Origin of the sequence: Halomonas sp. BC2 (assembly GCF_002078115.1) — a bacterium.
Lineage (GTDB): Bacteria > Pseudomonadota > Gammaproteobacteria > Pseudomonadales > Halomonadaceae > Vreelandella > Vreelandella stevensii.
Genome location: NZ_LFGT01000008.1, coordinates 120,299 through 146,428, shown reverse-complemented (window position 1 = coordinate 146,428; position 26,130 = coordinate 120,299). Strand labels below are relative to the sequence as shown.

The window sequence follows — 26,130 nt, the reverse complement described above, 5'->3', positions numbered from 1 at the left end:
CCAACTGGTGGGAAAGCTCTTCCAGCACGGGCCGCCCGCTCACCAGCGAGCGGCCCAGATCGAACTGGACGAGATCCCAGAGCCAGCCCAGGTAGGCGCCCAGGCCCGACTGGTCCAGCGCCAGCTCGGCCCGCACGGCCTCGGCGGCGGCGCCATCCACCATGTCATGCCCATAGCGACCGGCGGCAATGCGGTAGGCCATATCGCCTGGCAGGGTGCGGGTAATGATGAACGTCAGCGTGCCCACCAGCCAGGCCACCAGCCCTGCCTGCAACAGCCGCGACCACAGTAGTCGGCCCAATCCATGGTTCCAGCGTGATATCACTCTGCCCACCCCATTTGGTCGATGCGGTAACTGCGCTCCAGCGGATCGATGGAGAACCCTTCCAGGGCGCTGTTGACCGCTGCGGTTTGCTGATACCAGGCCACGGGAATCAGCGGCATCTGCTGGTGAAGGCGCTCTGCGACCAGCGGTGCCAGGTCATCGAGGGTCTGCTCGTCGGTGGCTTGACGCAGCGCGTCCAGCCACTGAGCCACCTCTTCGTCACGCCAGTTCATGGTGCCCCAGTCGCCGCCCATCGAGTTGGCGTCACTGCCGATATCGTCCATCAGCGAGCCCAGCGGGTTGGGCACCAGACCGTAGTTGCGGCCTACCAGGCCGACTTCCAGGCTGTTGTCGTGGTGGCCGGAAGGGATCTCGCTGGCGTTACCCACGGCGACTTCCAGCGCGACACCAATATCGCGCCACTGATCCTGCAGGGCAGTGGCCACGACCGGAAGCTCGGGGCGATCCGCATAGGTGCGCAGGGTCAAGGCAAACGGCTGGCCATCGCGCTCCAGCATGCCATCACGCCCTGCTTCCCAGCCCAGTTCGGCCAGCAGCGCCTTGGCGGCCTCGATATCCTGGGCATCCGCAGGGTCAAGCCCCAAGTGCCAGAGGCCAAGGCTATCCGGGAAGAGTTCGGCGGCCGCGGCTTCCGGGGTGCGCAGCAGGCCCGCCGCAATGCCCTGCCGGTCGATGGCCATGCTCAGCGCCTGACGAGCGCGCGCATCTTCCAGCAGCGCATGGCCTGCATTCAGTTTCAGCATGATGGTGCGTGGCAGCGGCTCGGCGTGCAGCGCTAGCCGTGCGTTACGCGCCAGGCGTGCCTGGCTGGCGGGGTCCAGGGTGTACACGATATCGGCGTCACCGCTTTCGGCCATCAGGGCGCGGGTTTCGCCTCGGCTAACGGCCAGGTAGCTGGCGCTGGCAATGTTGGCGGGCTCCCCCTAGTAATCCTCGAACCGCGTGACGGTCATGCGCTGCGGGGGCGAGAGCGCCTCCACTTGATAAGGGCCGCTACCGATCATCGCCACGACGTCGCCATTATCGGCAAACGCCGCATCGGCAAGAATCAGCGCGGTGGAGTGTGCCAACAGGGCCGGCAGGGGCGAGAAGGGGCTTTCCAGCTCGATGACCACGGCACCCTGGTCGGCCCGCATCTGCTGAATCGGGGCGCTGTCGAGTATGCCCGGTTTGGCACGGGCGACTTCCAGGCTGTGGAGCGCTGCCTCGGCGGTCACGGCGCTGCCGTCATGAAAGGTGGCTCCCTCCCGCAGCAAAGGCGCGCTTCATAAGAAACTCCTGATAGATTAAAAGAGTTATCTTATAACATATCATGCTGGATATGAAAGTCATTCTCGTCTGTGCAACGGATGACATTCACCTCTGTAGCCGCGACAATAGCCCGTCGGGCATATCGCCATCCGGGTCGTCGTTTCATGCCGTTAGTAGGGAATTCCATGCCGCCACTCAACATCCTCTATCAGGATGAGCACCTCGTTGCCGTGCATAAGCCTTCCGGGCTGCTGGTGCACCGCTCCGCCCTGGCGCGGGGGGAAACCGAATTTCTGCTCCAGCGTCTGCGCGACCAGCTGGGCAAGCGGGTATATCCCGTGCATCGGCTGGACCGGCCCACCTCCGGGGTCATGGTGCTGGGGCTCTCGTCGGAAGCGGCGGCGCTGCTGGCCGAAGCGTTCAGCGAACGCCAGGTGGAGAAGCGTTACCTGGCCGTGGTGCGCGGCAAGGCGCCTGAGCAGGAGCGGCTGGACTACCCGCTCAGGGAGGAGGACGGCACTCGCCCCAAGGCAGAAATGCCCGCCATGCCCGCGATGACCGACATTCGCCGCCTGGACAGCGTCGAGCTACCCGTGCAGGTAGACCGCTACCCGGTGGCGCGTTACTCGCTGGTGGAGGCACGCCCCCTGACCGGGCGACGCCACCAGATACGCCGCCACTTGTCCCGTCGCGGCTACCCGATCATCGGCGACGCCAAGCACGGCAAGAGTGTCCACAACCGCTTTTTTGCCGAACAGCTGGCAGCGCCACGCCTGCTGCTGGCGGCGACTTACCTGGCCTTCGATCATCCGCTGCTGGATAAGCGCATTCAGCTTGGCTGTGCCGTGGACGACACCATGAAGCACCTGTTCGAGCAGTTTGGCTGGCAGGGGCATTTACCCCTGGACAGCGTGCGAACCCCGCCCATTGCCAAGCCTTCTGTCCTGCAAGCCCTGTGAGTCAGCCCATGTCATTGAATGAATCCACGCCCTCTTCCAGCGATTATGACTTCCGCTTTGGCGGTATTCGGCGCCTTTACGGCCAGCGTGCGGCGCAGGCATTTCGCCGTGCCCACGTGGTGGTCGTCGGGGTTGGTGGTGTGGGTAGCTGGACGGTCGAGGCGCTAGCCCGCTCAGGCATCGGCAAGCTCACGCTGATCGATCTGGACGACGTGTGCGCCTCCAACGTCAACCGCCAGCTTCACGCGCTGGATGGCACGATTGGCCAGCCCAAAGTAGACGTTTTGGCCCAGCGCTGCCGCCTGATTGCCCCCGAGATCGAAATCATCGCGGATACCGCCTTCGTCACGCCCACCAATCTGGCCGAACGCATTCCCGACGACGCCGACCACGTGGTGGATGCCATCGACAGCGTCATCGCCAAGGCCGCGCTGATTGCCTGGTGCAAGCGGCGCAAGATTCCGATTACCGTCACCGGTGCGGCAGGCGGGCAAACCGACCCCACGCGCATTCAAGTGGCGGATTTGACCCGCACCGAGCACGACCCGCTGCTTTCCAAAGTGCGCTCCCGGCTGCGCCGCGACTACGGCTTCTCCCGCAACCCCAAGCGGCGTTTTTCGGTGGAGTGCGTCTACTCCGACGAGCAGCTGATCTACCCCGGTGCCGACGGCGAAGTGTGCCTGCAAAAGCCCGGCAGTGGCGATGCCACACGGCTGGACTGCGCTTCCGGCTTTGGGGCGGCGACCTTTCTCACCGGCACCTTTGGCTTCGTGGCGGCCTCAAAAGTGCTGGAGCGGCTGGCCAAAAAAGCGCAGCAGCCCGCCGCCACACACACAACCGAAGAGGAAAGCGAATGACCACCCCCACCCCTGGCATTTACCGCCACTACAAAGGCAACCTTTACGAAGTGATGGGCACCGCTCAGCACAGCGAAAGCGAAGAACCGCTGGTGGTCTACCGCGCCCTCTACGGCGACTACGGCCTCTGGGTGCGCCCGCTGGCGATGTTCATGGAGAGCGTGACGAAAGAGGGCAACACCCAGCCGCGCTTTGCATTGGAGAAGGCGTTCTAGCCCTACTGATTGCGCCACTAGAGCGTCTGCTGATCGCCGCCCCCTGTTATCAGGGAGGCGGCGTTTTTGCAGTTGCCATTGCTTATATTCCATAATTGTCTATATTTATAACAGCAGTTGACGCGCAGGCGTATGGCAGACTTGTTCAAGTATCTGGAGATAAGCATGAAGACCTTTGCTCTTTCGCAAAGCACCGGTGCGGGGTCCCCCGATGTGGCGGGCTTTTTTGACCCGCGTACCTTTAGCGTTCAATACATCGTCAGCGACCCCGCCACCGGGCAGTGTGCGATTATTGATCCGGTGCTGGATTTCGACGAGAAGTCCGGCGCAACGGCGACTTTCTGCGCGGATGCGTTGCTGAAATATGTAGAGGATCAAGGCCTGACAGTGGTGTGGATTTTGGATACGCACCCCCATGCGGACCACTTTTCCGCAGCCCAGTACCTGAAAGAGAAAACGGGCGCACCAACGGCGATTGGCCAATACGTGACCAAGGTGCAGGCGCTGTGGAAGGAGATTTATCACTGGCCCGATATGGCCGTCGATGGTCGCCAGTGGGACAGGCTATTTGTCGAAGGCGATACGTTTACCATCGGTGAACTCAGCGCCCGCGTGCTTCACTCGCCTGGTCATACGCTGGCCTCTATTACCTATGTAATTGGTGACACCGCCTTTGTGCATGACACCCTGTTCCAGCCTGATTTTGGCACCGCGCGTACCGATTTCCCCGGTGGCAGTGCCCAATCGCTGTGGCACTCCATTCAGCAGATTCTTGCGCTGCCGGGCGATACGCGGCTGTTTACCGGCCACGACTACATGCCCGATGGCCGTGAGCCAAAGTGGCAGAGCAGCGTCGATGAGCAGCGAGCCAACAACCCACACTTGGTTGGCAAAAGCGAGGAGGAGTACATCGCACTGCGCCACCAGCGGGATAGCGAGCTGCCCATGCCCAAGCTGATTCTGCACGCGCTGCAGGTAAACACCCGCGGCGGCCGCTTGCCGGAGCCAGAAGCCAATGGCAAGCGCTATCTAAAAATCCCGCTGGATGCTCTGGAAGGTGCGGCCTGGGATTGATGTTATCCAAACTCAACAGGAGGTGTAGGCATGCAAACGAAGCCATTAGAGCCAGGCGTCGAGATCACCTCAGCGCTGGCGGTGGATGAGTTGGAAAAAGTCAAAGCGCGTGGTTTTCACGCGGTGGTGTGTCATCGCATCGAGGGTGAAAGCGAGGACTTTCCCGACGAAGCTGGCTTCCGCGAAAAGGCCAGGCAGCTTGGTCTTGCCTGGGTGCATATTCCCGTGAAGCCAGGCGAATACCGTGAGGCTGACATTCGCGCCTTCGCTGAAGCCCTCCAACAGCTGCCACGCCCTCTCTTGGCGTTTTGCCGCACCGGCAAGCGGGCCACGCATCTGTGGGCCCACGCGAAGCGTCAGCACGAGCAGTGCGATTTGGCAGTACTGTTTGCGGCGGCTCATGCGGCGGGGATCGATCTGGAAGATCAGCGCCATACGCTACATGCGATTGCCCAGTAACAGGCGAAGATGAGTGTGCTGTCGGCGTGAAGAACCCGTCTCAACGCATAGCCGTGATGAGAGTGCATCATGATCATTGACCGGTGGATACCGTTAATCGGCTGGCTGCGAACCTACCATCGGGGCGTGCTCACGCGGGATCTACTCGCTGCGGTGATCGTCACGCTGATGCTGGTGCCGCAAGCGCTGGCCTACGCCATGCTGGCAGGGCTGCCACCGGAAATGGGGCTTTATGCCAGCATGCTGCCGCTGGTGCTGTACGCCATCTTTGGCACCAGCGCGAGTTTGGCGGTAGGGCCGGTGGCGGTGGCAGCACTGATGACGGCCTCGGCGCTGAGCAGCTTTGCTGCGCCGGGCAGCCCGGAATATATCGGTGCTGCGCTGGTGCTGGCGGCCCTCTCAGGGCTGATCCTTATCGCCATGGGCGTGCTTCGGCTGGGCTTTTTAGTCAACTTTCTCAGCCACCCGGTGATTTCCGGGTTTGTGACCGCCTCGGGGATTTTGATCGCGATCAGCCAGTTGAAGCACATTTTTGGTATCGAGGCGACCGGCCATAACGTGGTGGACCTGCTGCAAGCGCTATTGGGCCAGTGGCAGCAGGTGAATATGATCACGCTGCTGATTGGCGTGGGCGTATGGGCCTATCTATGGGTGTGCCGCAAGCGCTTGAATGGCTGGCTGACCGGGTTAGGAGTGCCGGCCAGTTTGGCTGGGCTAATGGTCAAGGCGGCGCCTATTTCGGCGGTCATCGTGACCACGCTGTTGGCCTGGGGCTTACAACTGGAGCAGCGCGGGGTCGATGTGGTGGGCTTTGTGCCCAGTGGCCTGCCTGCCATTACGCTGCCGAGCCTGGATCAATCGGTTTGGCTCGGGCTGTTGCCGGCGGCGCTGTTGATCAGTTTAGTGGGGTTCGTGGAGTCGGTATCCGTGGCGCAGACCCTGGCCGCCAAGCGCCGTCAGCGTATCGACCCCAACCAGGAGCTGATCGCGCTCGGCATGGCCAATCTTGGTGCTGGCGTCAGCGGCGGCTCACCGGTTTCGGGCGGTTTTTCGCGCTCGGTGGTCAATTTTGAAGCCGGAGCAGCCACGCCGCTGGCGGGGGCCTTTACCGCGCTGGGCATCGTGTTGGCGACGCTGCTGCTGACGGATTTGTTGGCCTTTTTACCCACCGCCACGCTGGCCGCCACGATTATCGTGGCCGTAGGGACGTTGATCGATTTGCCTGCGGTAAAGCGGACCTGGCAATACTCCAGAAGCGATGGTGTGGCGATGGTCGCTACTTTGCTGCTGACCCTGCTGCACAGCGTGGAAGTGGGCATTATCAGCGGAGTGGTACTGTCGCTGGGGCTACATCTTTACCGCACCAGCCAACCTCATAGCGCGGTGGTCGGTCGGGTGCCGGGCACCGAGCATTTCCGTAACGTGAAGCGCCATCAGGTCGAAACCGACGAGCATGTCGCCATGCTGCGCATCGATGAAAGCCTCTATTTTGCCAACGCCCGCTATCTCGAAGATACCGTCATGGAGCTGGCCGCGCGCTCGCCGTCGCTCAAGCACATTGTGCTCACCTGCCAGGCGGTGAATGTCATCGATGCGTCAGCGCTGGAGAGCCTGGAGGCCATCAACGGGCGGCTGAAAGACGCTGGAGCCACACTGCACCTGGCCGAGGTGAAAGGGCCGGTGATGGACCGCCTAAAGCATACGGGGTTTTATCACGAACTGACTGGTCAGGTGTTCTTTACCACCTATGACGCTTGGCAGGCGCTGGCGCATCCGGTCATTGCGACATAAAAGTGTGTTTGCGCTAATCTGTGGGAGGCCAATGCATTGGGCGACTGCCAGAGTAGCCACCCCAGCCTGCTTGTGGGAGGCCAATTTATTGGGCGATTGCCTGGGCAGCCACTGGTGCTGCCATCATCGCGGGCTGAAGCCCCCTCCCACAACAACAAAGTGGCGGGAGTGAGACCAGTGGAGTCAGGGTAGCTTGGGTAGCCACTTCAGCCTGCTTGTGGGTGGCCAATTGATTCACGCCAGTCTGCGTAGAACCTTATGTTTAGGGGCGTTATTCCCAGGCTGGGAAGGGGTCCGGGAGCTGCTTCCACGCTTCCATGCCTTCCAGCAACTCTGCTTCGCTCAGCAGGCACTCATCCAGCGCAGCACGCATGCGGGATTGATCCATGTTCTGGCCAATGAACACCAGCTCCTGGCGCATGTCGCCAAACGGCTCTTGCCATTTCTCCAGGATGAACTGGCGGTATTCCGGGTCTTCCGGCCAGTTGGCTTCCGGGATGGCCTTCCAGAACACCCCGGCGGGGCCGTGATGGGCAATGCCGCCTGCCTGGCTCCACTGGCCCGCGTAGCGGGGGCGAGTGGCCAGCCAGAAAAAGCCTTTGGAGCGCAGCAGGCCCTTGCCGAACCACTCGGCATTCAGCAGGTCGTGAAATTTTTGCGGGTGGAAGGGGCGGCGGGCGTGGTAGGCGAAGCTGCCAATGCCGTACTCTTCGGTTTCCGGCACGTGCTCTCCGCGCATCTCCTTGAGCCAGCCGGGCGCCTGCTGGGCGCGCTCGAAATCGAACTTGCCGGTATCCAGCACCTTGTCCAGCGGGACACCGCCCTGGGTGATGGGCACCAGCTCGGCCTCCGGGTTGAGCGAGCGCAGGATTGCTTTCAATGATGCCAGTTCGGTGTCACTGATCAGGTCGGTTTTGCTGATTAGCAGCACATCGCAAAACTCGATCTGGTCCACCAGCAGGTCGGCGACGTTGCGCTCATCGTCTTCGCCCAGGCTCTCTCCCGCCTCGGCCAGGCTCTGCGCCTCCTGGTACTGAGCCAGGAAGTTGGCGCCATCGACCACGGTGACCAGCGTGTCCAGTCTGGCGACCTGGGAAAGACTCTGGCCGCTTTCGTCTTCGAAGGTAAAGGTTTCCGCCACGGGCAGCGGCTCGGAGATGCCGGTGGACTCGATGACCAGGTAATCGAACTTGCCCTCGCGAGCCAGTTGGCTCACCTCTACCAGCAGATCTTCGCGTAGCGTGCAGCAGATGCAGCCGTTGCTCATTTCGACCAGCCGCTCTTCCGAACGATTCAGCGCGACGTCACTATCCAGTGTCGGCTCGCCGGGGCCACCGCGTACCAGCGCACCATCGATATTGACCTCGCTCATGTCGTTGACGATCACCGCAACGCGACGACCCTCGCGGTTGGCGAGAATATGATTGAGCACGGTGGTTTTTCCCGCGCCCAGAAAGCCGGAAAGCACGGTCACGGGTAAAGGAGCAAACGCAGACATTGCCAGTACCTCTAAACGGGTTTATGTTATGTGATAATATAACAATTAAATGCCAGTGAAAACGATATCCTCGATACTGGCTGAGGAGGAGGAGAGGTCACCGCTTGTATTGGGTGGGGCAGTAACCGCGCAGAACCTCTGGGGCGCGCAGTGCCGCATGCTTGGTGGTTCTACCCGACACCCGTTGGCGCCACAGGCGAAAAGAGTTCGGTTTGAGCTGGTAACGCATGATGGCGATCACCTCAGGCTCGCCCAGCCCGAACAGTGATGCAATGGCTTCGAAAGGCGTGCGATCCTCCCAGGCCATCTCGATGATGCGAGACTGCTCGTCGAGTGGCAAACGATGAAAGCGTTTTACGGCAGCGTGGGGCATGGCTTGTCCAATGGTAGGAAGTGATATTGTTATTGTACGCTACTGAAGTTTTGTGTTGATACTGTCGGGGTTTTCTTTGGCTGCCAGTAGAGCGCGAAAAAGCCCGTTCATCAAGACTGGCTGGTCATGACGAACCCGAAAACCAGCCTGTGTCAGCAGGGGAGTAGCCTGACGAGTGATGTCGGTCGCGATGAGCGAGGTCAGCATGTTCAGCGCGCGTCGCCCCTTTCCCGCTGGGTGAGTGTCGGGCTGAAACTTGTCCATGACGCACAGCTGCCCGCCGGGCTTCAAAACCCGATAGGCTTCTGCCAGGCCTTGCTCGGGTTGGGGCATGACTGCCAGGATCAAGTGCATGATCACCACATCGAAATGCCCGTCGGCATACTCCAGCGCCGCAGCATCCATGACCTTGCAGAATACGTCGCGCTGGTGGCGGCTGGCCCTGGCATCGGCGCGCTTCAACATGGCGGGCGTTACATCGGTCAGGTGCACTTCCAGCTCGCGGGGGAGAAAGGGAAGATCGAGCCCCGTCCCGGCTCCCACCACCAATACGCGCATGCCTGGCTCCCAATCCACGTGGCTCAGCGCCACCTGGCGCGGTTTGCGCAGTGCTCGTGAGACCAGAATGTCATAGACAGGCGAATACAGACTGTAGCGCAGGCGATTCCAGGCAGTGGTATTCAGCATGAGCGTGACCTTTTGATGCGCATTGAATAGACGAACGTGTTGGCGCGGAAGGCATAGACACCTATAGCATGAATATCGCATGGCTACCAAGCCGTACGATTGAATTCCGGACACGGTTTGGATTTATTTTGTTACCAATGGATACAATTTGCGATGATGTTACGTGGTGCGGCGGGGGACGATCACTCACCCAGGGAAGCCTGTTGCTGTAAGCGGTGGGCAAGACTTTCGGTAATGTCCAGGATCAGCTGTCGATCTTGTTGCTTTAATGGCGCTAATAAGAGTTTGATGCGTTGCGTCTGGTCATCAATATGTACACTGGCTTCTCCGAGTAATTCTGCGGCTTCACAATTGAATATCTCGGCTAATTCAAGTAAGCGTACAATGTTGGGTATGACCCGGCCTCTCTCGATGCGAGATACTGCTTCGTTGCCTACACCCAACCGCTCGGCAACCTCCTCCTGAGTGAGTTGACAACGTACTCGCTGTTTGGCGATGGCGCGACCAATATTCCCAGCTAGCCGTTCCTGTTCAAGTTTATTCACACTTTCCTCCATATAGCCCTGAATAGTTGGGGAACGGCCTATTGACATGAAGGACTGTTTGGGTTGAGCATCATCCTGATAGGTTGAGTTGAGATAAAGCCTGGAGTGTTTTTTTTACGTTCCAGCCAAGGGGTAGCGTTCAGAGGGTTAACTTTTTTTAAATTGTTCATTTAATTTAAATGTGGATGTGAGTGAGGGAGTGTGAAGTGAGTTTCATTAGGTTTTAATGCTCCGTTATAAAGTGTGTTTGAGATGTTTTGATAAGAGTGTTGTTGGGTGTATTAAGCCAAATAAGGCATAGGCAACGATTGAGCCGCATCAGGAATCGAAACAAGGTAGCGAACTCGTTAAGTGGTTCGCTGTTCATACCACCACTGTATGGCTTAGGGATGATCACACAGCGGTCAATAGGGCTTATTAAAAAAGCATCTGGCTTGCCATCGTGGCTGACCTATAGAACCCGAAGGCGCTAAATATCATGGCTTCCACGACGGCTCCAGAAATTTTTCAGCAACTTGCCGCCAGCTTGATGCGTATCAGCCAGGGTGAGTTTTTTGGTCATGTCGCAGAATCCCTGGCCGAACTACTCGATATCGATCATGTCATGATTGTGCGTATCGACCCTGGTAAGAAACGCGCCTTGCCGTTGGCGACATGGTCCATCAGCGGCTTTGTCGATGCGCCGAGTTACGACTTGAAGCACACCCCCTGTGCGAAGGTGTCATCAAATAGCTGTTTTCACATGCCATCGCGGGTAGCGGACCACTTTCCTCATGACCCAAAGCTGGCAGGTTATGAGGCCGAAGGTTATCTTGGCGTGCCCATGTCGGATGCCTCTGGCCAGTGCCGGGGGATTATCGCCATGATGCATTCTGCTCCGCTTGAGCTGCCTGCCTATGCGACAGAGGTGCTGCGTATCGTGGCTTCCCTGTCCGGGTTCGAGCTGGCCCGCCGTCGGATGGGAGAGAGAGCCGATGAGCAGATCGCCAATAAGCAGCGCATTCTACGCCTGCTGAACCGGGTCAACGAAGCGCGCTTTCACGCAACGGACGAGCAGGCGTTGCTCAAGGCAGCCTGCCGAGCCATGGTCGAGGTAGGCGGTTACAGCGCTGCCTGGGTGCATGGCCGCCCGCCTGCTTTTCGCAAACGTGAACTGGGGCCTGTGCAGGCCAGTGCCGATGTGGAGAGTGGCGATCTGGCGTGGCTGAGCCCCAGGCAGCTGATGGTCGAAGGCGCCTGTCACGCTCTGGCGCTCACGGCGCTGGAAACCCAGCAAGCCGTCACCTGGTCCTCTTCTACGGTGATTGACGACACTGCACGGACACCCATGTTGCACGAGCTGGGTGTCAATGTCTTCATGGCGTTGCCGTTGATCTATCGGGGGCAGTCGCTGGGCGTGCTTTGCCTCTCCCGGACGGAAGAAGCATCGATAACCACGCGCGAGCTGCGTTTGCTGAGCGAACTGGCAGATGATGTTGCTTTTGGGGTCGATAACTTTTTGCATCGGCAATCCGAAGCGCGTATTCAACACGCTGTAGCGCAGGTGGCGACAGCCGTCTCGGCCCAGCATGGACAAGCCTTCCTGACACAATTGACGGATCACATGGCCAATGCGCTGGCGGCCGAAGTGGGCTTCATTGCCACGCTCGATGAACGTGACCCCAATCGCGCCAACGTCTTGTCGCTGTTTGTGAACGGTCAGCCGCAGGCACCTTTCAGTTACCATCTAGCCGGGGTGCCGTGTCAGGATGTCCTTGTCGAGCAGGAGTGCGTCGTGCTGGAAGGTGCAGGCATCCGCCTGCCCACGGAAGCCAACGGGGCATTGGAGTGGGTCAATGCATACGTGGGTAGGCGACTGGACGATATCGAGGGCCGACCGGTCGGTATCATCGGGGTCATGTTCAAGGCTCCTCTGGAGGATGCGCATATCGTGCGTACCGTACTGCAAATCTTTGCGGCGCGTGCGGCCTCGGAGTTGGGGCGGCAAAAAGATGAAGCGCGCATTCGACAGCTGGCATTCTGCGATGCCGATACCCAGCTCCCCAATCGGGCAGACTTCATTCAGCACCTTGAAGAGCGCGTGATTCGCAAGACGGACTCTCGATTTGCATTGCTGCTCCTGGATCTCAACCACTTTAAGGAGATCAATGACACTGCCGGACATGACATCGGCGACCTGGTGTTGAAGGAAGTCGCCCAACGCTTTCGTCAAGCATTGCCTGCCGGCGAGTATCTGGCGAGGCTGGGCGGAGATGAGTTTGTCGTGGTGTGCGACAACGCCAACGACAAAGGTCGTGCCTTGATCACCGCCGAGCGGTTATGCAACAGTTTAGAGACTCCCGTTGTTATAGAGCAGCACTCTTGCGAGCTGTCGGTTAGCGCAGGGATTTCGCTCTATCCGGTACATGGGCAAACAGCGCAGGCACTATTAAAGCATGCGGATATCGCCATGTACCAAGCGAAGCGTCACAAGCTCCCCGCGCGCACCTTCGAACACTGGATGGGCCGCGCCGTGGCCGATCAGCTACGTATTGCCAAGCGTCTGGCAGTGGCGTTGTCCAACCACTCTCTTTACCTGCACTTTCAGCCTCAGGTCGACATGCGTACCGGCGAACTGATCGGTGCCGAGGCGCTTTGTCGCTGGTGGGACGATGAGCTGGGAGAGGTGTCGCCCAGTCAGTTCGTGCCCATTGCGGAAGACAGAGGCATGATCGTGGCGCTAGGCAACTGTGTCATCGAACAGGCGTGCCAGCAGTTGGCTGCCTGGCAGCGTCAAGGATGCCAACTAAGCGGCCAGCTCTCCATCAACATCGCCGCAGACCAGTTTGAAGATAGCGACCTGGTGGGCACCTTACTGAATAGTTGCCGGGCCCACAGCATCGCTCCCGACCAACTGAGTGTCGAAATCACCGAAAGTGGCATCATGACTCACCCCGACGTTGCCATTGCAACCACCGAGATCTTGAAGAGTCATGGTCTGGGCTTATCCATCGACGATTTTGGTACGGGCTATTCGTCGTTGGCTTACCTGAAACGGTTTGCCGCCGACCGCATCAAGATCGATATTTCGTTCATCCGGGACATGCTGGTCAGTGACAGTGATCGCACCATCGTGGCGACGATCATTGCCATGGCCGATACATTGGGGCTGCAAACCATTGCCGAGGGGATCGAGTGTCAGGCCCAGGTAGATGCGCTGCTGGAAATGGGCTGTTATCAGGCGCAGGGCTATTTTTACGACGCACCGCTCGACCCGCAGCAGTTTGCCCAACGCTGGCTCAAGTGATTCGATCTGCCAAGGGAGTACGCAGCGTATCCGATGGGCACTCGCCAAATTGACGCCGATAGTCGTGGGCAAACTGCCCTAGATGGCAAAACCCCCAGTACGTGGCAACCTCGGTGACCGTCTGGGGCGGCTCGGCGGCGCGCAGGGCACGGCGCACATGGTTCAACCGCGATAAGCGCAAGAATTGCAGTGGGCTGATCCCCAGAATGGAGGTAAAGCTGTATTGCAGCGTGCGTCGGCTGACATGGGTCAGATCGCATAGCGCTTCCATGGTCACGGGGCCTTCGAGATGCGCTTCCACGTAGCGTTTAACGCTGTCTACCACCGCTTTCCGATGGGCGTAGCTGGGGGGCAGTTCTTCATTGGGTTGCCAGGTGCCCAATAGCTCCAGCAGGCCCATCATGACGATGTCCTGGTGCAGCCGCTCGACAACGGGGGCACCTTGTTCTCCCAGTAGCCGCTCCAGAACGAACATCAAGGCGTGCCGTGTCGATGGGTGAACCATGCGTCTTGGTTCCCGCCGCCAGCGTTCATCCAAAGCAATACCCTGCTGCTGAGCGGCGGCGTAGAGTGCAGGCAGTCGCACGACCAGCCCGTAGATATCGAAGTGGCCAGGGGTCACCAGCTCGAAAGCCTGGCCCCCCGGGCGGCACATGATCTGGTTGCCTGCCAAGGGTTGCCCGTTGATGCGTGAGCCGTGGGGGCGAACGGGAATTCCCAGCCACAGCGAATCCTCCCACACCTGGCAATCCTGGCGCAGCGCCTGTTCGGTATGCTCCTTGAAGAGCTGGACGGCGGGCAGCGCGATTTCATCCAGCCGCCCGTAAAAGCGGCCTGGGCTGAGCTGGTCGTACTGCTGCTGCCAGCGGGTCAGGTTCTGGGCGTGCTCGTCGGCATCGCAGGCTTCTCGTGTGCACTTTTGTGGTGCGTTATTCGACAACGTCATCTCCATGACCTGCTCCTGAAGGTGTCGCCATGTGGCTGTTCTGCGATGGAATTTCGGGCAAGGCTTTGTTTTTGTTTGTTTTTCGAGCCTGTCAGGTGGTTTGCCAAAACTCGATACTCCCCGTTAAGTGATAGCGCTATTGTGACAACAAGCAAGTTTTGTTCCGTTTGTAAGCACGAAACAGCACCGCCCAATACGAGGCAGGGCAGGAGAGGCCTATGGCGCACTATCACTCGACGGTGGGCAGCCGCCATTATCGATTCAAGGGGCTGGCCGAACTGATGGCCAAAGCTACGCCACCGCGCTCTGGAGACCGGCTGGCCGGCGTCATGGCAGACACTGCCGAAGAGCGGGTGGTGGCCCAGATGGTACTGGCGGAGCTGCCGCTCACGACCTTCTTGAACGAAGCGCTGATTCCCTACGAGCAGGATGAAATCACTCGCCTGATCATCGATGACCACGATGCCCAGGCCTTTGCACCGCTGCAGCATCTCACCGTGGGCGACTTCCGCAACTGGCTGCTCTCTGATCACGCCACCAGCGAGGCCCTGGCCGCTGCCCGCCCCGGCATCACACCGGAAATGGCCGCAGCAGTGAGTAAGCTGATGCGCAACCAGGACCTGATGCTGGTGGCGAAGAAGTGTCAGGTTACCACGGCGTTTCGTAACACCATCGGCCTGCCGGGGCGGCTTTCCACTCGCCTGCAGCCCAATCACCCCACCGATGACGTGACCGGTATCGCGGCCAGCATTCTCGATGGCCTGCTGTATGGCAGTGGCGACGCGGTGATCGGCATCAACCCCGCCACCGATAACGTCGCCCAAAGCATCAAGCTGATGCGCCTGATGGATGAGGTGATTCAGAAATACGAGATTCCCACCCAATCCTGCGTGCTCACTCACGTCACCAATACCCTGGAAGCCATCGAGCAGGGCGCGCCGGTGGATCTGGTGTTTCAATCCATCGGCGGCACCGAAGCCACCAACCGCAGCTTCGGGTTCGATTTGAGCACCCTGGCCGAAGCCGAAGCCGCCGCACAAACGCTGAACAGAGGCAGCGTAGGTCGCAACGTGATGTATTTCGAAACCGGCCAGGGCAGCTCGCTCTCGGCCGACGCCCATCACGGGCTGGACCAGCAAACCTGCGAAGCCCGCGCCTATGCCGTGGCGCGCAAGTTCAACCCGCTGCTGGTCAATACGGTGGTCGGGTTCATCGGCCCTGAATATCTGTACGACGGCAAGGAGATCACACGTGCGGGGCTCGAGGATCACTTCTGCGGCAAGCTATTGGGCGTGCCGATGGGGTGCGACGTGTGCTACACCAACCATGCCAACGCCGACCAGAACGATATGGATAACCTGTTGACGCTGCTGGGCGTGGCGGGCTGCAATTTCGTGATGGGTATCCCCGGCTCCGACGACATCATGCTCAACTATCAAACTACCTCGTTTCACGACGCGCTCTATGCCCGCCGGGTGCTGGGGCTGAAAGCCGCGCCGGAGTTCGAACAGTGGCTGGCCAGGATGCAGATCTTCCAGGATGTGAGCACCCATCGCCTGAACGACCAGCTTCCCGCCGCCTTTGCCAACAGTCTGCGTCACTTGCCGAAAGGGAGCGACTAAGATGCCGAAGCCACTCTCGCAGGACACCAGGGCGCCCATCGTCATCGAAAACCCTTGGGAGCGCCTGCGCGCTTTTACCGATGCGCGCATCGGGCTGGGGCGTGCTGGGGTGAGCTTGCCCACCCATCAACTGCTTGCATTTCAACTGGCCCATGCCCAGGCCCAGGACGCAGTGCACTGCCCGCTCGCGTGCGACGCACTGGCCGATGAGCTCACCCGGCAACTGGCGTTGGCCAGCGTGCTGCTGGTGGTACACAGCCGCGCCGAACACCGGGCAATGTACCTGCAGCGCCCCGACTACGGCCGACGGCTCGACGAACCATCCCGGCAGGCACTGCAGCAAACGGCGGCGAGCGGCCAGCGCTATGACTTGGCGGTGGTGGTGGTGGATGGCCTCTCGGCCTTGGCGGTGCAGCAGAACAGCGCGCCGTTTCTGGCCGCCCTTTACGACGCACTGCAGCGCGACCACCACGACTGGCAGCTGGCGCCGCTGACCCTCGTCGAGCAGGGGCGCGTGGCCATTGGCGATGAAGTGGGCGCGCTGCTCAATGCCGACGCCGTGCTGGTGATGATTGGTGAGCGCCCCGGCCTCAGCTCACCGGATAGCCTGGGACTCTACATGACCTGGGCCCCCGAAGTGGGCTTGAAGGATGACCGACGCAACTGCATCTCCAACGTGCGCCCCGCTGGGCTGGCCTATGCAGAGGCGGCAAGGCGACTACTGCTGCTGTTGCGCGAAGCGCGGGAGCGCAAGCTCTCTGGCGTGAAGCTCAAGGACCGCAGCGAAGACAACGTGCTGGAGGGCAGCCACTCGACCCGGAATTTCCTCGTGGCCGATTGAAAAAACAGGCAGCGGTTCAATGCGCGAGATGACTTCTTCGCTCGCGCTCTGAATGGCCATTTCCACACAACAAGAACATCGCCAATCACAACGCAAACAACGCAGCACGCCGCTGACACCCATTGCGTTCCACACTGAAAAAGGGCGAGACGATGACACGACCAACGGTTGATCAGACGTACCTGGCGAAGCGCCAGCTGCGTAAGGGTACGGCAGGCTGGATGCTGCTGGCAGGGCTTGGAGTTTCCTACGTTATTTCGGGGGATTTTGCGGGCTGGAACTTTGGCATTGCTGAAGCGGGCTGGGGGGGCTTTGCCATCGCCGCTTGCCTGATGGCCGTGATGTATCTGGCTCTGGTGCTCTCCTTGGCCGAAATGTCCGCAGCGATCCCGGCGGCGGGCGGGGGCTACAGCTTTGCCCGCCAAGCCATGGGCCCGGCGGGAGGCTACTTGACGGGGCTGGCAGTATTGATCGAATACGCGCTGGCGCCTGCAGCCATCGTGATCTTCATCGGTGCGGCGGTCGAGGCCTTGTTGGGTGTCAACGGCCCGCTGGTGTATCTGCTGTTTTATGCGGTGTTCATCGGCATTCACCTCGCCGGGGTGGGCGAAGCGCTGAAGGTGATGATGGTGATCAGCGGCTTGGCGGTCTTCGCGATTCTGGCCACCGCCGTGGCGCTGATCGGTGACTTCGATGCGGCCAACCTGTTCGATATTGCCCCCACCGAGGCGGCGGGGGCGAGTACCTTCATGCCCTTTGGCTGGTACGGTATCTGGGCGGCACTGCCCTTCGGCATGTGGCTGTTCCTGGCAGTAGAAGGCGTGCCGTTAGCGGCGGAAGAAGCCAAGGACCCCGCCCGCGACATGCCCAAGGGCATCATCGGTGCCATGCTGTTTTTACTGTTCACCGCACTGCTGGTGGTCGTGCTGCTGGCGGGAGCCACCAGCGCCGAGATGATCGGCCAAAGCGGCGTGCCGCTGGTGGATGCCTTGAATGCTGCAGGCAACCCGACGCTGGCGACCCTCGTTAATGTGCTGGGTCTGGCGGGCTTGATTGCCTCGTTCTTCTCGATCATTTACGGCTACAGCCGCCTGGTGTTTGCGCTCTCCCGGGCGGGCTATCTGCCTAAACGGCTATCCCTGACCAGCGAACGTAAAGTGCCTTACCTGGCGCTCATCGTGCCGGGGGTGTTTGGCTTCCTGGCCTCGCTGAGCGGGGAGGGTGACCTGATGCTGGGCATGGCCGTCGTGGGGGCGACCATCTCCTATGCGCTGATGGCGTTCAGCCATATCTGGCTGCGCCTCAAACAGCCCGAGCTGCCGCGCCCCTACAGAACGCCGGGTGGTATCGTCACCTCGTCGGTGGCCCTGGTACTGTCACTGGTGGCCATGACCGGTGTATACGCCTTCGACCCCCGCGCGTTCAACTATACCCTCCTGCTGTTTTTGGCGGGCGCGGCTTACTACTTCCTGTACAGCAAAAACCATCTGGTGGCGAAAACGGCCGAGGAGGAGTTCGCGCTGGTCACTGCGTCGCCAGAAGAGATCGAACCTCCCGCGTCGGGCGTCGCTGCGGCCAGGCTTTAATCAGCGCGGCGAATCACCTAGTCTGAAGCTCGGCAGCCCGCCTCTGGCCCTGGTGCCAAGGCGGGCTCATCGGCCAAGCGACAGAGGGAAACCGTGATGATGCTCGATTTTACCGACCCAGCCCTGGGCGATGCCGAACAGGTGCGCTGGTACGCCGTGGACGATGGTGTGATGGGCGGCGTGTCCCACAGTGGCTTTCGTGTGGAAGAGGGGCATGGCTGCTTTTATGGAGAGGTCTCGCTGGAAAATGGCGGCGGCTTTGCCTCGGTGCGCCGTGAGCCCGGCACGTTTGAGCCAAGCCTGGCCCAGGCCAAGGGCATCACGCTGCGGGTGCGCGGCGATGGCCGTCGCTATCAACTGCGCCTCAAAAGCCATGCGCTGGACGATGCGAGTGCCTACCGCGTGGCGTTCACGCCCAGCGCCCAGCAGTGGGAAACGCTGCATTTCAGCTGGGCGCAGTTCGACGCCGTGCGCCGGGGGACGCTGCTGTCCAACGCGCCGCCGCTCGAGCCCGGCAGCGTTCACCAGTTGGGCTTTCTGATTGCCGACCGCACCGCCGGGCCGTTTCAGCTGGAAATTGCCTTTATCGAGACGTATTCACAGGGCTGATTTACACAGGACGACTCTTCACAGGGCTTTTATCTTCACAGGACTAAGGTCGTCTCGTATGTAGTTTGCCGTTCGAGGAGTCTGGGAAGCCTTCTATCGACGTGAGCCAGTCTGATGAAACACTCTCCGGCCTACCGCCTGGCGGCGACGGTACTGCATGGGTTCGATGAGTACCGTGCACGCTTCCAGCAGATTACTCAGGACGCCAGCCGCCGCTTTCGCGATGCGGCCTGGCGCGAGGCGCAGCAAGCCTCGGCGGCGCGGATCAATCTCTACGGCGAAAAAGTCCAGGACACGCTGGGGCGCCTGCAGCGTACGTTTCCCCAGGACGTGCTGGCCCACTGCGAGACCTGGCGCGAAGCCCGCGGGCACTATGCCAATTTGATCGGCCAGCGGTTGGATTACGAGCTGGCCGAGACCTTTTTCAATTCGCTGTTCTGTTCGGTATTTGAGCATCGCCATATCCGCAACGACTGGATGTTCGTCTACAGCTCCCGTGAAGATGCCGCGCACCGTTCGGGCATCGAGCTGTGCCGCCGTCATGCGGTCGACGGCGACTGGGCCGGGGCACTGGCCTGGGCGCTGCAAGAGGCACCGCTGGAGACGCCCTTTGCCCATCTGGAACGCGATAGCCAGTTGGGGGCGGGCTTGCTGGAAGCCCAGCTGCCCGCCCGCCTCTGGCAGGCGGCGGATGCGCGGGTGGAGCTGCTCAACAGCGTTTTCTACCGCAACAAAGGGGCCTACCTGGTGGGGCGTATACTCGGCGGCGGCGAGCAGGTGCCGCTGGTGCTGCCGATTCTGCATGGCGAAGGGTACGGCGAGCAGCAGGGCGGTGACCCCTGCCTGCATTTGGATACCGTGCTCACCGAAACCGATGAAGTGTCGATCATCTTCTCGTTCACCCGCGCTTACTTTCAGGTCGATGTGCCGGTTCCCGGAGAATTCGTGGGCTACCTGAAACAGCTCATGCCCCACAAGCCGGAAGGCGAGCTGTACGCCGCCATCGGCTTTTTCAAACACGGCAAAACCGAGTTTTTTCGCGCCCTGAACCAGCAGGTGGCCAAGCGCGAAGAGCGCTTCATCATCGCCCCGGGCGTGCGGGGCATGGTAATGGCGGTGTTCGTGCTGCCCAGCTTTCGCACCGTGTTCAAGATCATCAAGGATAAGTTCGACCCGGCCAAGGAGGTCACGCCAGCCATCGTGCGAGAAAAGTATCGGCTGGTGAAGCGTCACGACCGGGTAGGACGCATGGCCGATACCCAGGAGTTTTCCAACTTCATCGTGCGTCAGGATCACTTCGCGCCGGAGTGTCTGGCCCATTTGCTGGAAGTTGCCCCCTCCACGGTATCGCTGAAAGGCGACAAGGTGATCATCAAGCACTGTTACACCGAGCGGATGATGACGCCGTTGAACCTCTATCTGGAGCAGTGCAGCGCCGATGAGCGGGTGACGGTGCTGAAGGATTACGGCAATGCCATCAAGCAGATGGCAGCCGCCAATATCTTTCCGGGCGATATGTTGCTGAAGAATTTTGGCGTTACCCGTCACGGACGGGTGATTTTTTACGACTACGACGAAGTGAGCTACCTTACGGAGTGTCGTTTTCGCCACATGCCCAAAGCCCAGCAGGGCGATAGCTACATGGATGGCGGCGCTAGCCTCTCCATCGGCCCCCACGATATCTTCCCCGAGGAGTTCGGCCCGTTCATGTTTGCCAACCCCGAACTTCGTGCGCTGTTCATGGAGCAGCACCCGGAGCTATTCGACCCGGACTACTGGCTAGGGTTGCAGCAGGCCATTCGCAATGGGCGGGTGATCGATGTCTACCCTTACCGCAACAAGCAACGGTTCTCCGGAACCATCGGCCAACTGGTACATTAGTCATGACTCAACCCCCTCACCTGGTGGTATTGACCGGATCGGGTATTAGCGCCGAAAGCGGCATCAAGACCTTTCGGGCCAGCGACGGCCTTTGGGAAGATCACCCCGTGGAGGACGTCGCCACGCCCGAGGGCTGGCGGCGCAACCCCGAACGGGTGCTGGCCTTCTACGACCAGCGCCGTGAGCAGATCCGCCGGGCCAAACCCAATGCCGCCCACAAGGCGCTGGCCGCGCTGGAGCAGGAAGGCTTCCGAGTCAGTGTGGTGACGCAGAATATCGACGACCTGCACGAGCGTGCCGGTTCGCGCCACGTGATGCACCTGCATGGCGAGATTCTCAAGGCGCGCTCATCCGTCGATGCCCGGCTGCGCTATCCGCTGCCCAAGGGAGGAATCCGCCTGGGGGAGGTGTGCGACAAGGGCAGCCAGCTGCGCCCGGACGTGGTGTGGTTCGGTGAAGCCGTGCCGCTCTTCGAAGAGGCCTGCGAGTTGGTCAGCCAGGCCGATTTCCTGCTGGTGGTGGGCACCTCGCTGGCGGTGATGCCCGCCGCGTCGCTGTTGACCTACATCGACTACGACACCCCCTGTGCACTGATAGACCCCGACGCCGATGCGCTCAGCCCGCCTGGCGTGCTGGCGATCAACACCACGGCGGGGGAAGGCGTGCCAGCGCTGGTTCACCAGTGGCGCAAACAGGGCAACTTGATCTTGCCTTGAGTCAATGACGGGGCGGGGTGAGCGAACCGATGGATGGCAGATTACCGGCACGCTTCCAGAAACCACGCTTTCATGACTCCGGTAATCTGGGTGAGCTCGGCGTCCGTCGCGATGTAGGCGGGCATGGTGTAGAGCCAGCGGCCAATGGGGCGCAGCCACACGCCCCGTGCTCTGGCAAACGCGGCCACACCCGCCAGCGCCTCGCTGCCATGGGTCTCGATCACCGCTGTCGCACCCAGCACCCGGACATCCGCCACCGCCGGGTGCGCGCGCAGCGCCGCGTCTTCCAGCAGCTCGCGCTGTAGCACTTGGCTGAGCGCGGCGATTTTCTCCAGGTAATGCTCCTCTTCGAACACCCGCAGGCTCTCCAGCGCCACGCGGCAGGCCAGTGGGTTGCCCATGAAGGTGGGGCCGTGCATGAAGGCGTGGTGCTGACTGTCGCCAATGAACGCCTCGTGCACCCGGTCTGTGGCCAGCGTGGCCGCATGGCCCAGATACCCGCCGGTCAGCCCCTTGGAGAGCACCATGATATCCGGCGTGACGCCCGCGTGGTCGGCGGCAAACAGCCTGCCGGTGCGGCCAAAGCCGGTGGCCACTTCATCGAAAATCAGCAGCACGCCAAACTCGTCGCACAGCGCCCGGGCGCCGCGCAGATAGTGCGGCGAGGTCATGTTCAGCCCGCCCGCCGCTTGCAGCAGCGGCTCCATCAGCAGTGCGGCGATCTCCTGGTGGTGGCGCGATAGCATCTCTCGAAGCGCAGCGAGGTCACGCTCCACCTGCGCTGGCGTGGCATCGAAGGGTGCCGTGGGGGCCGGGGCGAAGTGGTGCTGAGGCAGCAGGCTGGCGAACAGGCCGTGCATGCCCTCTTCGGGGTCGCATACCGCCATGCAGCCGGTGGTGTCGCCATGGTACGCCTTCATCAGCGAGAGCATCTTGCGCTTGCCAGGTTGGCCGATGAGCACCTGATACTGCAGCGCCATCTTCATGGCCACCTCCATGCCCACCGAACCGCTGTCGGAGAAGAACACGTGGTTCAGCCCCGGCGGGGTAATGCGCACCAGCGCCCGTGCCAGCTGGTCGGCGGGGCCGTGGGTCAGACCGCCCAGCATCACATGGCATAGCTCGCCGGCCTGTTCGCGAATGGCGGCCACCAGGCGCGGGTGGCCGTAGCCGTGAATCATGCACCACCAGGAGCAGGTGGCATCCAGCAGGCGTTCACCGCTTTCCAGCGTAAAGTGGCTGCCGCTACCGCCCACCACTTTGGGGGCCGGTGTCTGGGTCTTGAGATGGGCGTAGGGGTGCCACACGGGGGAACTCATGGCGTTGCCTCCTGGGCCGTGGGAGTGAGCAGCGCATCAAGGAAGATAAAGCGCTGCGCGGCAGCGGCGTCTGCCTGTACCAAATAGGGAATGAGCCCTAAGCAGGGAGCGGGCAGGGCGCGTTCTAGCAGCGCCACATTGGCCGCAAAGCGTGCGCTATCGCTGGCAAAGACCGGGTCCACCACGCTTCCCACCCAGCCCGCCAGCGTCACGCCATCGGCGGCGATGGCCTCGGCGGTGAGCCGCGCATGGTTGAGGCAGCCGAGTTTCAGTCCAACGACCAGAATCACCGGCAGGTCCAGCGCACATGGCAGGTCGGAAAAATCCTCCTCCTCATTGAGCGGCACTCGCCAGCCGCCGGCGCCTTCGATCAGCGTCAGGTCGCGTGGCGTGTGGCTCAGGGTTTCGCGCAGCGCTTGAGTCACGCTGGCCACGCGCAGCACCATGCCCGCTTCCAGAGCCGCCAAATGAGGCGCAATGGCGGGGGCAAAGGCCCAGGGGTTGACCGTCGAGTAATCCACCGGCGGGAAGCTTTGCGCCTGTAGCGCCAGAGCATCGCGGTTGCGCAAGCCGCTGGGCGTGGCCTCGCTGCCGGAGGCAATCGGTTTCAACCCCAGCGTGGTGTACTGGCGCTGACGGGCAGCACACAGCAGCGCGCTGGCGGCCAGGGTCTTGCCCGCATCGGTGTCGGTACCGGTGATGAAATAGGTGTTGTTCATTTCGCGCTTTCCAGGCATAGCGTCAGGCAGTGGTAGCTCACCGGCAGCCCCCGCGGCGTGCGCAGTGCTTCATAGCGCAACCGGGCATCGCTCAGTGCCTGGCGGGTGAGCTGCGCGTGGGGTCTTGCCACCTGAGCGCCCACGCCCTTGATGGAGGCCATGACGGCATTCAGGTCGGGGTAGAAAAAGCGCCGCTGCTCGCGCACGTGGTGGGTAAGCCGCAAGCCGCTTCGCGCAATCGCCCGTCGCACGGTGCTGGCGTCCGGCGTTTGCAGCAGGGCCTCGGGCCGCTGCCAGGCGGTGGCCACCTCATGAAGCGTGCCGGGCAGCAGGGTGGTGATGCGCGCCTGCCCGCCAGGGGCAAGCACCCGCGCCAGCTCCTGCATGACATCCTCGATGCTTGGGCACCACTGAATCGCCAGATTGGAGAACACCAGCTCAACGCTGGCATCGTTTTGCGGCAGCGCGGCGGCGTCCCCCAGCTGCCAGCGGATAGCCTCGCCATAGGTTGCCTGGGCGTAGGCGAGCATGCCCGGGGCCAGGTCGAGCCCGGTGATGGTGGCCTCCGGGTAATGGGTGGCCAGCCGCTGGGTCCAGTAGCCGGTGCCGCAGCCCAGGTCGAGCACCTGCTGGGCGCTCTTCGGCAGCGTTTGCCAGAGCGCTTCGCCGATATCGCGCTGGGCGCTGGCGAGCGCGTCATAGCGCGGCGCCGCTCGGGAGAAGGCTCGGGCTACGCGGGTCTGCCAGTGGGAGGCGGGGGTAGAGAGCAACGGTGAGTTCATCGCGGCACCTGTGTCGCCTGCTCGGCCAGCCGAGCGGCGAGCTGGGCCGGGCGTGAGAGCATCGGACAGTGCCCGGCGTCTTCCAGCCGCGAGGCCTGTTGGCGGGTGCGGTTTGGCAGCAGCGGGTCCTGGGTGCCTGCGAGCAGGTGGATAGGACAGGGCGGTGCCGCGAAGTGCGCGCGGTTGTCCAGCGTGGCCAGCCATGTCAGGCCTTGGGCCAGGGTGGCAGAGTCCGCGCAGGGCGCGTCGCCCAGCAGCCCACTGAGTTGGCGGTGAGCCTCGCGAGCGTTGGGTTCGCCCTGACACTGCCAGCGTAGAAAGTGCCGCCACGTGGCAACCGGATCACGATGGAAGGCGCGCTGAAAGCTGGCCAGCTCCTCGTACGTCACACCGCCATCCTCCCCGTCACTGCAAAAACGGCTGCCTGCACCCAGTAGCAGCAGGGCGTTGGGCGGCGGCAAGTAGTCGAGCAGCGCTGTGGCCAGCAACCCACCCAGCGACCAGCCGACCCAAACGGCATCGCTGGGTAGCTCGGGTGCCATCCGCTCGGCCAGTGCATCAAGGCCCGTCGAGGTAGGTAGCGCAGGAGATTCGCCGTAGCCAGGCCACTCTACCGCGCTGGGCTCGACAGGGCTGGGCCAGTGCGCTTCCAGGGGCTGCCAGATACGGCTATCGATGCCCCAGCCAGAGAGCAGGACAAGCTTCATCGCGGCTCCTTGTGCAGGCAGGTCGCGGCCACGTCCAACAGCCGGTCGATATCGCGCTGGGTATGGCGGGCGCTTAACGTGATACGCAGTCGCGCCTCGCCGTTGGGCACCGTGGGCGGGCGTATCGCGCCTACTTGAATATCGTGTTTATCGAAACGGGTGGCCCAGGCCATGGTGCGCCGCTCGCTGCCCAGCAGCAGCGGCTGAATCGGCGTGTGGGAGTGGCCCAAAGGAAGCCCCAGGGCCGTGGCCTGCTGGCGGAAGTAGTCGATGTGGCGCGCCAGCCGCTGGCGGTGCTCTGGTTCCCGCTGGACGATGGTGAGCGCTTCCAGAGTAGCGGCGGCAATGCCGGGCGGTTGGGCGGTGGTGTACACATAGCTGCGGGAAAACTGAATCAAGTGCTCGATCAGTGCCGCATCCCCCGCCACGAAAGCGCCCGCGGTGCCCAGCGCTTTGCCCAGGGTGCCGACCAGAATCGGCACCTGCTGGCTATTGAAGCCTGCCACGCAGCCTGCGCCGTTTTCGCCGAGCACGCCAAGCCCGTGGGCATCGTCGATCATCAGCCAGGCGCCGTGTTGCTGGCTGAGGTGGGCGAGCTGTTCGATGTCGGCGATATCACCGTCCATGCTGAACACGCCGTCGCTCACCACCAGCTGATGGGTGGCCCGGCTGCGCGCCAATAAACGAGCTAGATCCTGGCCATCGCGGTGGTGGTAGCGTCGGGAGCGGGCGCCGCTCAGCGCGGCCCCGTCGAGTAGCGAGGCGTGATTGAGGCGGTCCTGAAAAATCGCGGTGTGGGAATCCGCCAGCGCTTGCAACACGCCCAGGTTCGCCATATAGCCGGTGGAGAACAGCAGCGCCCGCTCGCGCCCGGTCCACTCGGCTAGCGCAGCTTCCAGGGCGTCGTGAATGCCCAGGTGGCCGCTGACCAGATGCGACGCCCCGGCCCCGGCGCCAAAGCGCTTGGCGCCTTCTGCCTGGGCGGCTTGCACCCGTGGGTCTTGGGCAAGGCCCAGATAGTCGTTGCCTGCAAAGTCGAGTGCCCCATGGGCAGAGACGCG

The 26,130-nt window shown here is 61.7% G+C and carries 23 protein-coding genes and 2 pseudogenes; 13 read left to right on the top strand and 12 right to left on the bottom strand.

The annotated features are described in order from the left end of the window. A pseudogene (locus tag B7L71_RS06040) lies at nt 1–301 on the bottom strand (ABC transporter permease); the annotation flags it as partial. A gap of 20 nt (nt 302–321) precedes the next feature. Continuing rightward, nucleotides 322–1,602: pseudogene (locus tag B7L71_RS06035) on the bottom strand (ABC transporter substrate-binding protein). A gap of 180 nt (nt 1,603–1,782) precedes the next feature. Between B7L71_RS06035 and B7L71_RS06025 the strand changes: the two are divergent. The 6 genes from B7L71_RS06025 (at nt 1,783) to B7L71_RS06000 (ending at nt 6,952) form a co-directional block, all read left to right on the top strand. Then, nucleotides 1,783–2,556, top strand: a complete 774-nt coding sequence (locus B7L71_RS06025) for a pseudouridine synthase (protein ID WP_016914986.1) — start codon at nt 1,783–1,785, stop codon at nt 2,554–2,556. Nucleotides 2,557–2,564: 8 nt separating this feature from the next. After that, on the top strand, nt 2,565–3,413 hold the full coding sequence (gene tcdA / locus B7L71_RS06020) for a tRNA cyclic N6-threonylcarbamoyladenosine(37) synthase TcdA (protein WP_081136655.1): 849 nt from the start codon (nt 2,565–2,567) through the stop codon (nt 3,411–3,413). Next, nucleotides 3,410–3,628, top strand: a complete 219-nt coding sequence (locus B7L71_RS06015) for a DUF1653 domain-containing protein (protein ID WP_081136653.1) — start codon at nt 3,410–3,412, stop codon at nt 3,626–3,628. Before tcdA ends, B7L71_RS06015 begins: the two co-directional genes overlap by 4 nt. Nucleotides 3,629–3,793: 165 nt before the next feature. Continuing rightward, the gene (locus tag B7L71_RS06010; RefSeq protein WP_081136651.1) at nt 3,794–4,702 is read left to right on the top strand and encodes an MBL fold metallo-hydrolase; all 909 of its coding nucleotides are present in this window, start codon (nt 3,794–3,796) and stop codon (nt 4,700–4,702) included. Between the two features lie 30 nt (nt 4,703–4,732). Continuing rightward, a complete protein-coding gene (locus tag B7L71_RS06005; protein ID WP_081136649.1) occupies nt 4,733–5,161 on the top strand; it encodes a TIGR01244 family sulfur transferase in 429 nt (142 codons plus the stop codon). 69 nt (nt 5,162–5,230) lie between these two features. Beyond that, complete coding sequence (locus tag B7L71_RS06000) at nt 5,231–6,952, top strand: SulP family inorganic anion transporter (RefSeq protein ID WP_081136647.1); 1,722 nt, start codon at nt 5,231–5,233, stop codon at nt 6,950–6,952. Nucleotides 6,953–7,223: 271 nt separating this feature from the next. Here the strand turns inward: B7L71_RS06000 and zigA are convergent, their stop codons facing one another. From zigA to B7L71_RS05980, 4 genes are all read right to left on the bottom strand, one after another. Next, nucleotides 7,224–8,450 carry a zinc metallochaperone GTPase ZigA gene (zigA, locus tag B7L71_RS05995; protein WP_081136644.1) on the bottom strand — a complete coding sequence of 409 codons (1,227 nt, stop codon included), beginning with the start codon at nt 8,448–8,450 and terminating at the stop codon, nt 7,224–7,226. Nucleotides 8,451–8,547: 97 nt separating this feature from the next. Then, entirely contained in the window at nt 8,548–8,823 is a 276-nt protein-coding gene (locus B7L71_RS05990; RefSeq protein WP_081136642.1) for a TIGR03643 family protein, read from the bottom strand. A 39-nt stretch (nt 8,824–8,862) separates the two neighbouring features. Continuing rightward, a complete protein-coding gene (locus tag B7L71_RS05985) occupies nt 8,863–9,510 on the bottom strand; it encodes a class I SAM-dependent methyltransferase (RefSeq protein WP_081136640.1) in 648 nt (215 codons plus the stop codon). Nucleotides 9,511–9,692: 182 nt separating this feature from the next. Beyond that, on the bottom strand, nt 9,693–10,055 hold the full coding sequence (locus B7L71_RS05980) for a helix-turn-helix domain-containing protein (RefSeq protein WP_170919442.1): 363 nt from the start codon (nt 10,053–10,055) through the stop codon (nt 9,693–9,695). A 478-nt stretch (nt 10,056–10,533) separates the two neighbouring features. Here B7L71_RS05980 and B7L71_RS05975 point away from each other — a divergent pair, with 478 nt between their 5' ends. After that, the gene (locus B7L71_RS05975) at nt 10,534–13,341 is read left to right on the top strand and encodes an EAL domain-containing protein (RefSeq protein WP_249273184.1); all 2,808 of its coding nucleotides are present in this window, start codon (nt 10,534–10,536) and stop codon (nt 13,339–13,341) included. Here B7L71_RS05975 and B7L71_RS05970 read toward each other — a convergent pair. Continuing rightward, nucleotides 13,334–14,293: a helix-turn-helix domain-containing protein gene (locus tag B7L71_RS05970; protein WP_016914959.1), complete on the bottom strand. Its 960-nt coding sequence runs from the start codon at nt 14,291–14,293 to the stop codon at nt 13,334–13,336. The two genes, B7L71_RS05975 and B7L71_RS05970, sit on opposite strands and share 8 nt — an antisense overlap. Nucleotides 14,294–14,505: 212 nt before the next feature. On the opposite strand from B7L71_RS05970, the gene B7L71_RS05965 reads away from it, so the two are divergent. The 6 genes from B7L71_RS05965 (at nt 14,506) to B7L71_RS05940 (ending at nt 21,542) form a co-directional block, all read left to right on the top strand. Continuing rightward, nucleotides 14,506–15,909, top strand: coding sequence for an ethanolamine ammonia-lyase subunit EutB (locus tag B7L71_RS05965; protein WP_016914958.1), 1,404 nt, complete (start codon nt 14,506–14,508; stop codon nt 15,907–15,909). A 1-nt stretch (nt 15,910) separates the two neighbouring features. Next, nucleotides 15,911–16,750: an ethanolamine ammonia-lyase subunit EutC gene (eutC, locus tag B7L71_RS05960; RefSeq protein WP_081136636.1), complete on the top strand. Its 840-nt coding sequence runs from the start codon at nt 15,911–15,913 to the stop codon at nt 16,748–16,750. A 152-nt stretch (nt 16,751–16,902) separates the two neighbouring features. Continuing rightward, on the top strand, nt 16,903–18,336 hold the full coding sequence (gene eat / locus B7L71_RS05955; protein ID WP_081136634.1) for an ethanolamine permease: 1,434 nt from the start codon (nt 16,903–16,905) through the stop codon (nt 18,334–18,336). A gap of 96 nt (nt 18,337–18,432) precedes the next feature. Then, nucleotides 18,433–18,945: a CIA30 family protein gene (locus B7L71_RS05950; RefSeq protein WP_081136632.1), complete on the top strand. Its 513-nt coding sequence runs from the start codon at nt 18,433–18,435 to the stop codon at nt 18,943–18,945. 114 nt (nt 18,946–19,059) lie between these two features. Next, nucleotides 19,060–20,826, top strand: coding sequence for a bifunctional isocitrate dehydrogenase kinase/phosphatase (gene aceK, locus B7L71_RS05945; RefSeq protein ID WP_081136630.1), 1,767 nt, complete (start codon nt 19,060–19,062; stop codon nt 20,824–20,826). Nucleotides 20,827–20,828: 2 nt separating this feature from the next. Next, nucleotides 20,829–21,542 (top strand): SIR2 family NAD-dependent protein deacylase, encoded by a 714-nt coding sequence (locus B7L71_RS05940; RefSeq protein WP_081136628.1) that lies wholly within the window; start codon nt 20,829–20,831, stop codon nt 21,540–21,542. A gap of 41 nt (nt 21,543–21,583) precedes the next feature. Here the strand turns inward: B7L71_RS05940 and bioA are convergent, their stop codons facing one another. The 5 genes from bioA to bioF all read right to left on the bottom strand — a co-directional run. Next, on the bottom strand, nt 21,584–22,861 hold the full coding sequence (bioA, locus tag B7L71_RS05935; RefSeq protein WP_081136626.1) for an adenosylmethionine--8-amino-7-oxononanoate transaminase: 1,278 nt from the start codon (nt 22,859–22,861) through the stop codon (nt 21,584–21,586). Further along, nucleotides 22,858–23,580: a dethiobiotin synthase gene (gene bioD, locus B7L71_RS05930; RefSeq protein ID WP_081136624.1), complete on the bottom strand. Its 723-nt coding sequence runs from the start codon at nt 23,578–23,580 to the stop codon at nt 22,858–22,860. Before bioD ends, bioA begins: the two co-directional genes overlap by 4 nt. Further along, on the bottom strand, nt 23,577–24,362 hold the full coding sequence (locus tag B7L71_RS05925) for a methyltransferase domain-containing protein (RefSeq protein WP_081136622.1): 786 nt from the start codon (nt 24,360–24,362) through the stop codon (nt 23,577–23,579). Before B7L71_RS05925 ends, bioD begins: the two co-directional genes overlap by 4 nt. Continuing rightward, entirely contained in the window at nt 24,359–25,069 is a 711-nt protein-coding gene (locus B7L71_RS05920; protein WP_081136620.1) for an alpha/beta fold hydrolase, read from the bottom strand. Before B7L71_RS05920 ends, B7L71_RS05925 begins: the two co-directional genes overlap by 4 nt. After that, nucleotides 25,066–26,130 (bottom strand): 8-amino-7-oxononanoate synthase (bioF, locus tag B7L71_RS05915; protein ID WP_249273183.1); only part of this gene is annotated, 1,065 nt, incomplete at its 5' end. The genes B7L71_RS05920 and bioF, both read right to left, overlap by 4 nt.

What these genes read in the sequence shown, in the direction of transcription:
- B7L71_RS06025 (WP_016914986.1), top strand. Translation starts at nt 1,783, where the DNA reads ATGCCGCCACTCAACATCCTCTATCAGGATGAGCACCTCGTTGCCGTG.
- tcdA (WP_081136655.1), top strand. Translation starts at nt 2,565, where the DNA reads ATGTCATTGAATGAATCCACGCCCTCTTCCAGCGATTATGACTTCCGC.
- B7L71_RS06015 (WP_081136653.1), top strand. Translation starts at nt 3,410, where the DNA reads ATGACCACCCCCACCCCTGGCATTTACCGCCACTACAAAGGCAACCTT.
- B7L71_RS06010 (WP_081136651.1), top strand. Translation starts at nt 3,794, where the DNA reads ATGAAGACCTTTGCTCTTTCGCAAAGCACCGGTGCGGGGTCCCCCGAT.
- B7L71_RS06005 (WP_081136649.1), top strand. Translation starts at nt 4,733, where the DNA reads ATGCAAACGAAGCCATTAGAGCCAGGCGTCGAGATCACCTCAGCGCTG.
- B7L71_RS06000 (WP_081136647.1), top strand. Translation starts at nt 5,231, where the DNA reads ATGATCATTGACCGGTGGATACCGTTAATCGGCTGGCTGCGAACCTAC.
- zigA (WP_081136644.1), bottom strand. Translation starts at nt 8,450, where the DNA reads ATGTCTGCGTTTGCTCCTTTACCCGTGACCGTGCTTTCCGGCTTTCTG.
- B7L71_RS05990 (WP_081136642.1), bottom strand. Translation starts at nt 8,823, where the DNA reads ATGCCCCACGCTGCCGTAAAACGCTTTCATCGTTTGCCACTCGACGAG.
- B7L71_RS05985 (WP_081136640.1), bottom strand. Translation starts at nt 9,510, where the DNA reads ATGCTGAATACCACTGCCTGGAATCGCCTGCGCTACAGTCTGTATTCG.
- B7L71_RS05975 (WP_249273184.1), top strand. Translation starts at nt 10,534, where the DNA reads ATGGCTTCCACGACGGCTCCAGAAATTTTTCAGCAACTTGCCGCCAGC.
- B7L71_RS05970 (WP_016914959.1), bottom strand. Translation starts at nt 14,293, where the DNA reads ATGGAGATGACGTTGTCGAATAACGCACCACAAAAGTGCACACGAGAA.
- B7L71_RS05965 (WP_016914958.1), top strand. Translation starts at nt 14,506, where the DNA reads ATGGCGCACTATCACTCGACGGTGGGCAGCCGCCATTATCGATTCAAG.
- eutC (WP_081136636.1), top strand. Translation starts at nt 15,911, where the DNA reads ATGCCGAAGCCACTCTCGCAGGACACCAGGGCGCCCATCGTCATCGAA.
- eat (WP_081136634.1), top strand. Translation starts at nt 16,903, where the DNA reads ATGACACGACCAACGGTTGATCAGACGTACCTGGCGAAGCGCCAGCTG.
- B7L71_RS05950 (WP_081136632.1), top strand. Translation starts at nt 18,433, where the DNA reads ATGATGCTCGATTTTACCGACCCAGCCCTGGGCGATGCCGAACAGGTG.
- aceK (WP_081136630.1), top strand. Translation starts at nt 19,060, where the DNA reads ATGAAACACTCTCCGGCCTACCGCCTGGCGGCGACGGTACTGCATGGG.
- B7L71_RS05940 (WP_081136628.1), top strand. Translation starts at nt 20,829, where the DNA reads ATGACTCAACCCCCTCACCTGGTGGTATTGACCGGATCGGGTATTAGC.
- bioA (WP_081136626.1), bottom strand. Translation starts at nt 22,861, where the DNA reads ATGAGTTCCCCCGTGTGGCACCCCTACGCCCATCTCAAGACCCAGACA.
- bioD (WP_081136624.1), bottom strand. Translation starts at nt 23,580, where the DNA reads ATGAACAACACCTATTTCATCACCGGTACCGACACCGATGCGGGCAAG.
- B7L71_RS05925 (WP_081136622.1), bottom strand. Translation starts at nt 24,362, where the DNA reads ATGAACTCACCGTTGCTCTCTACCCCCGCCTCCCACTGGCAGACCCGC.
- B7L71_RS05920 (WP_081136620.1), bottom strand. Translation starts at nt 25,069, where the DNA reads ATGAAGCTTGTCCTGCTCTCTGGCTGGGGCATCGATAGCCGTATCTGG.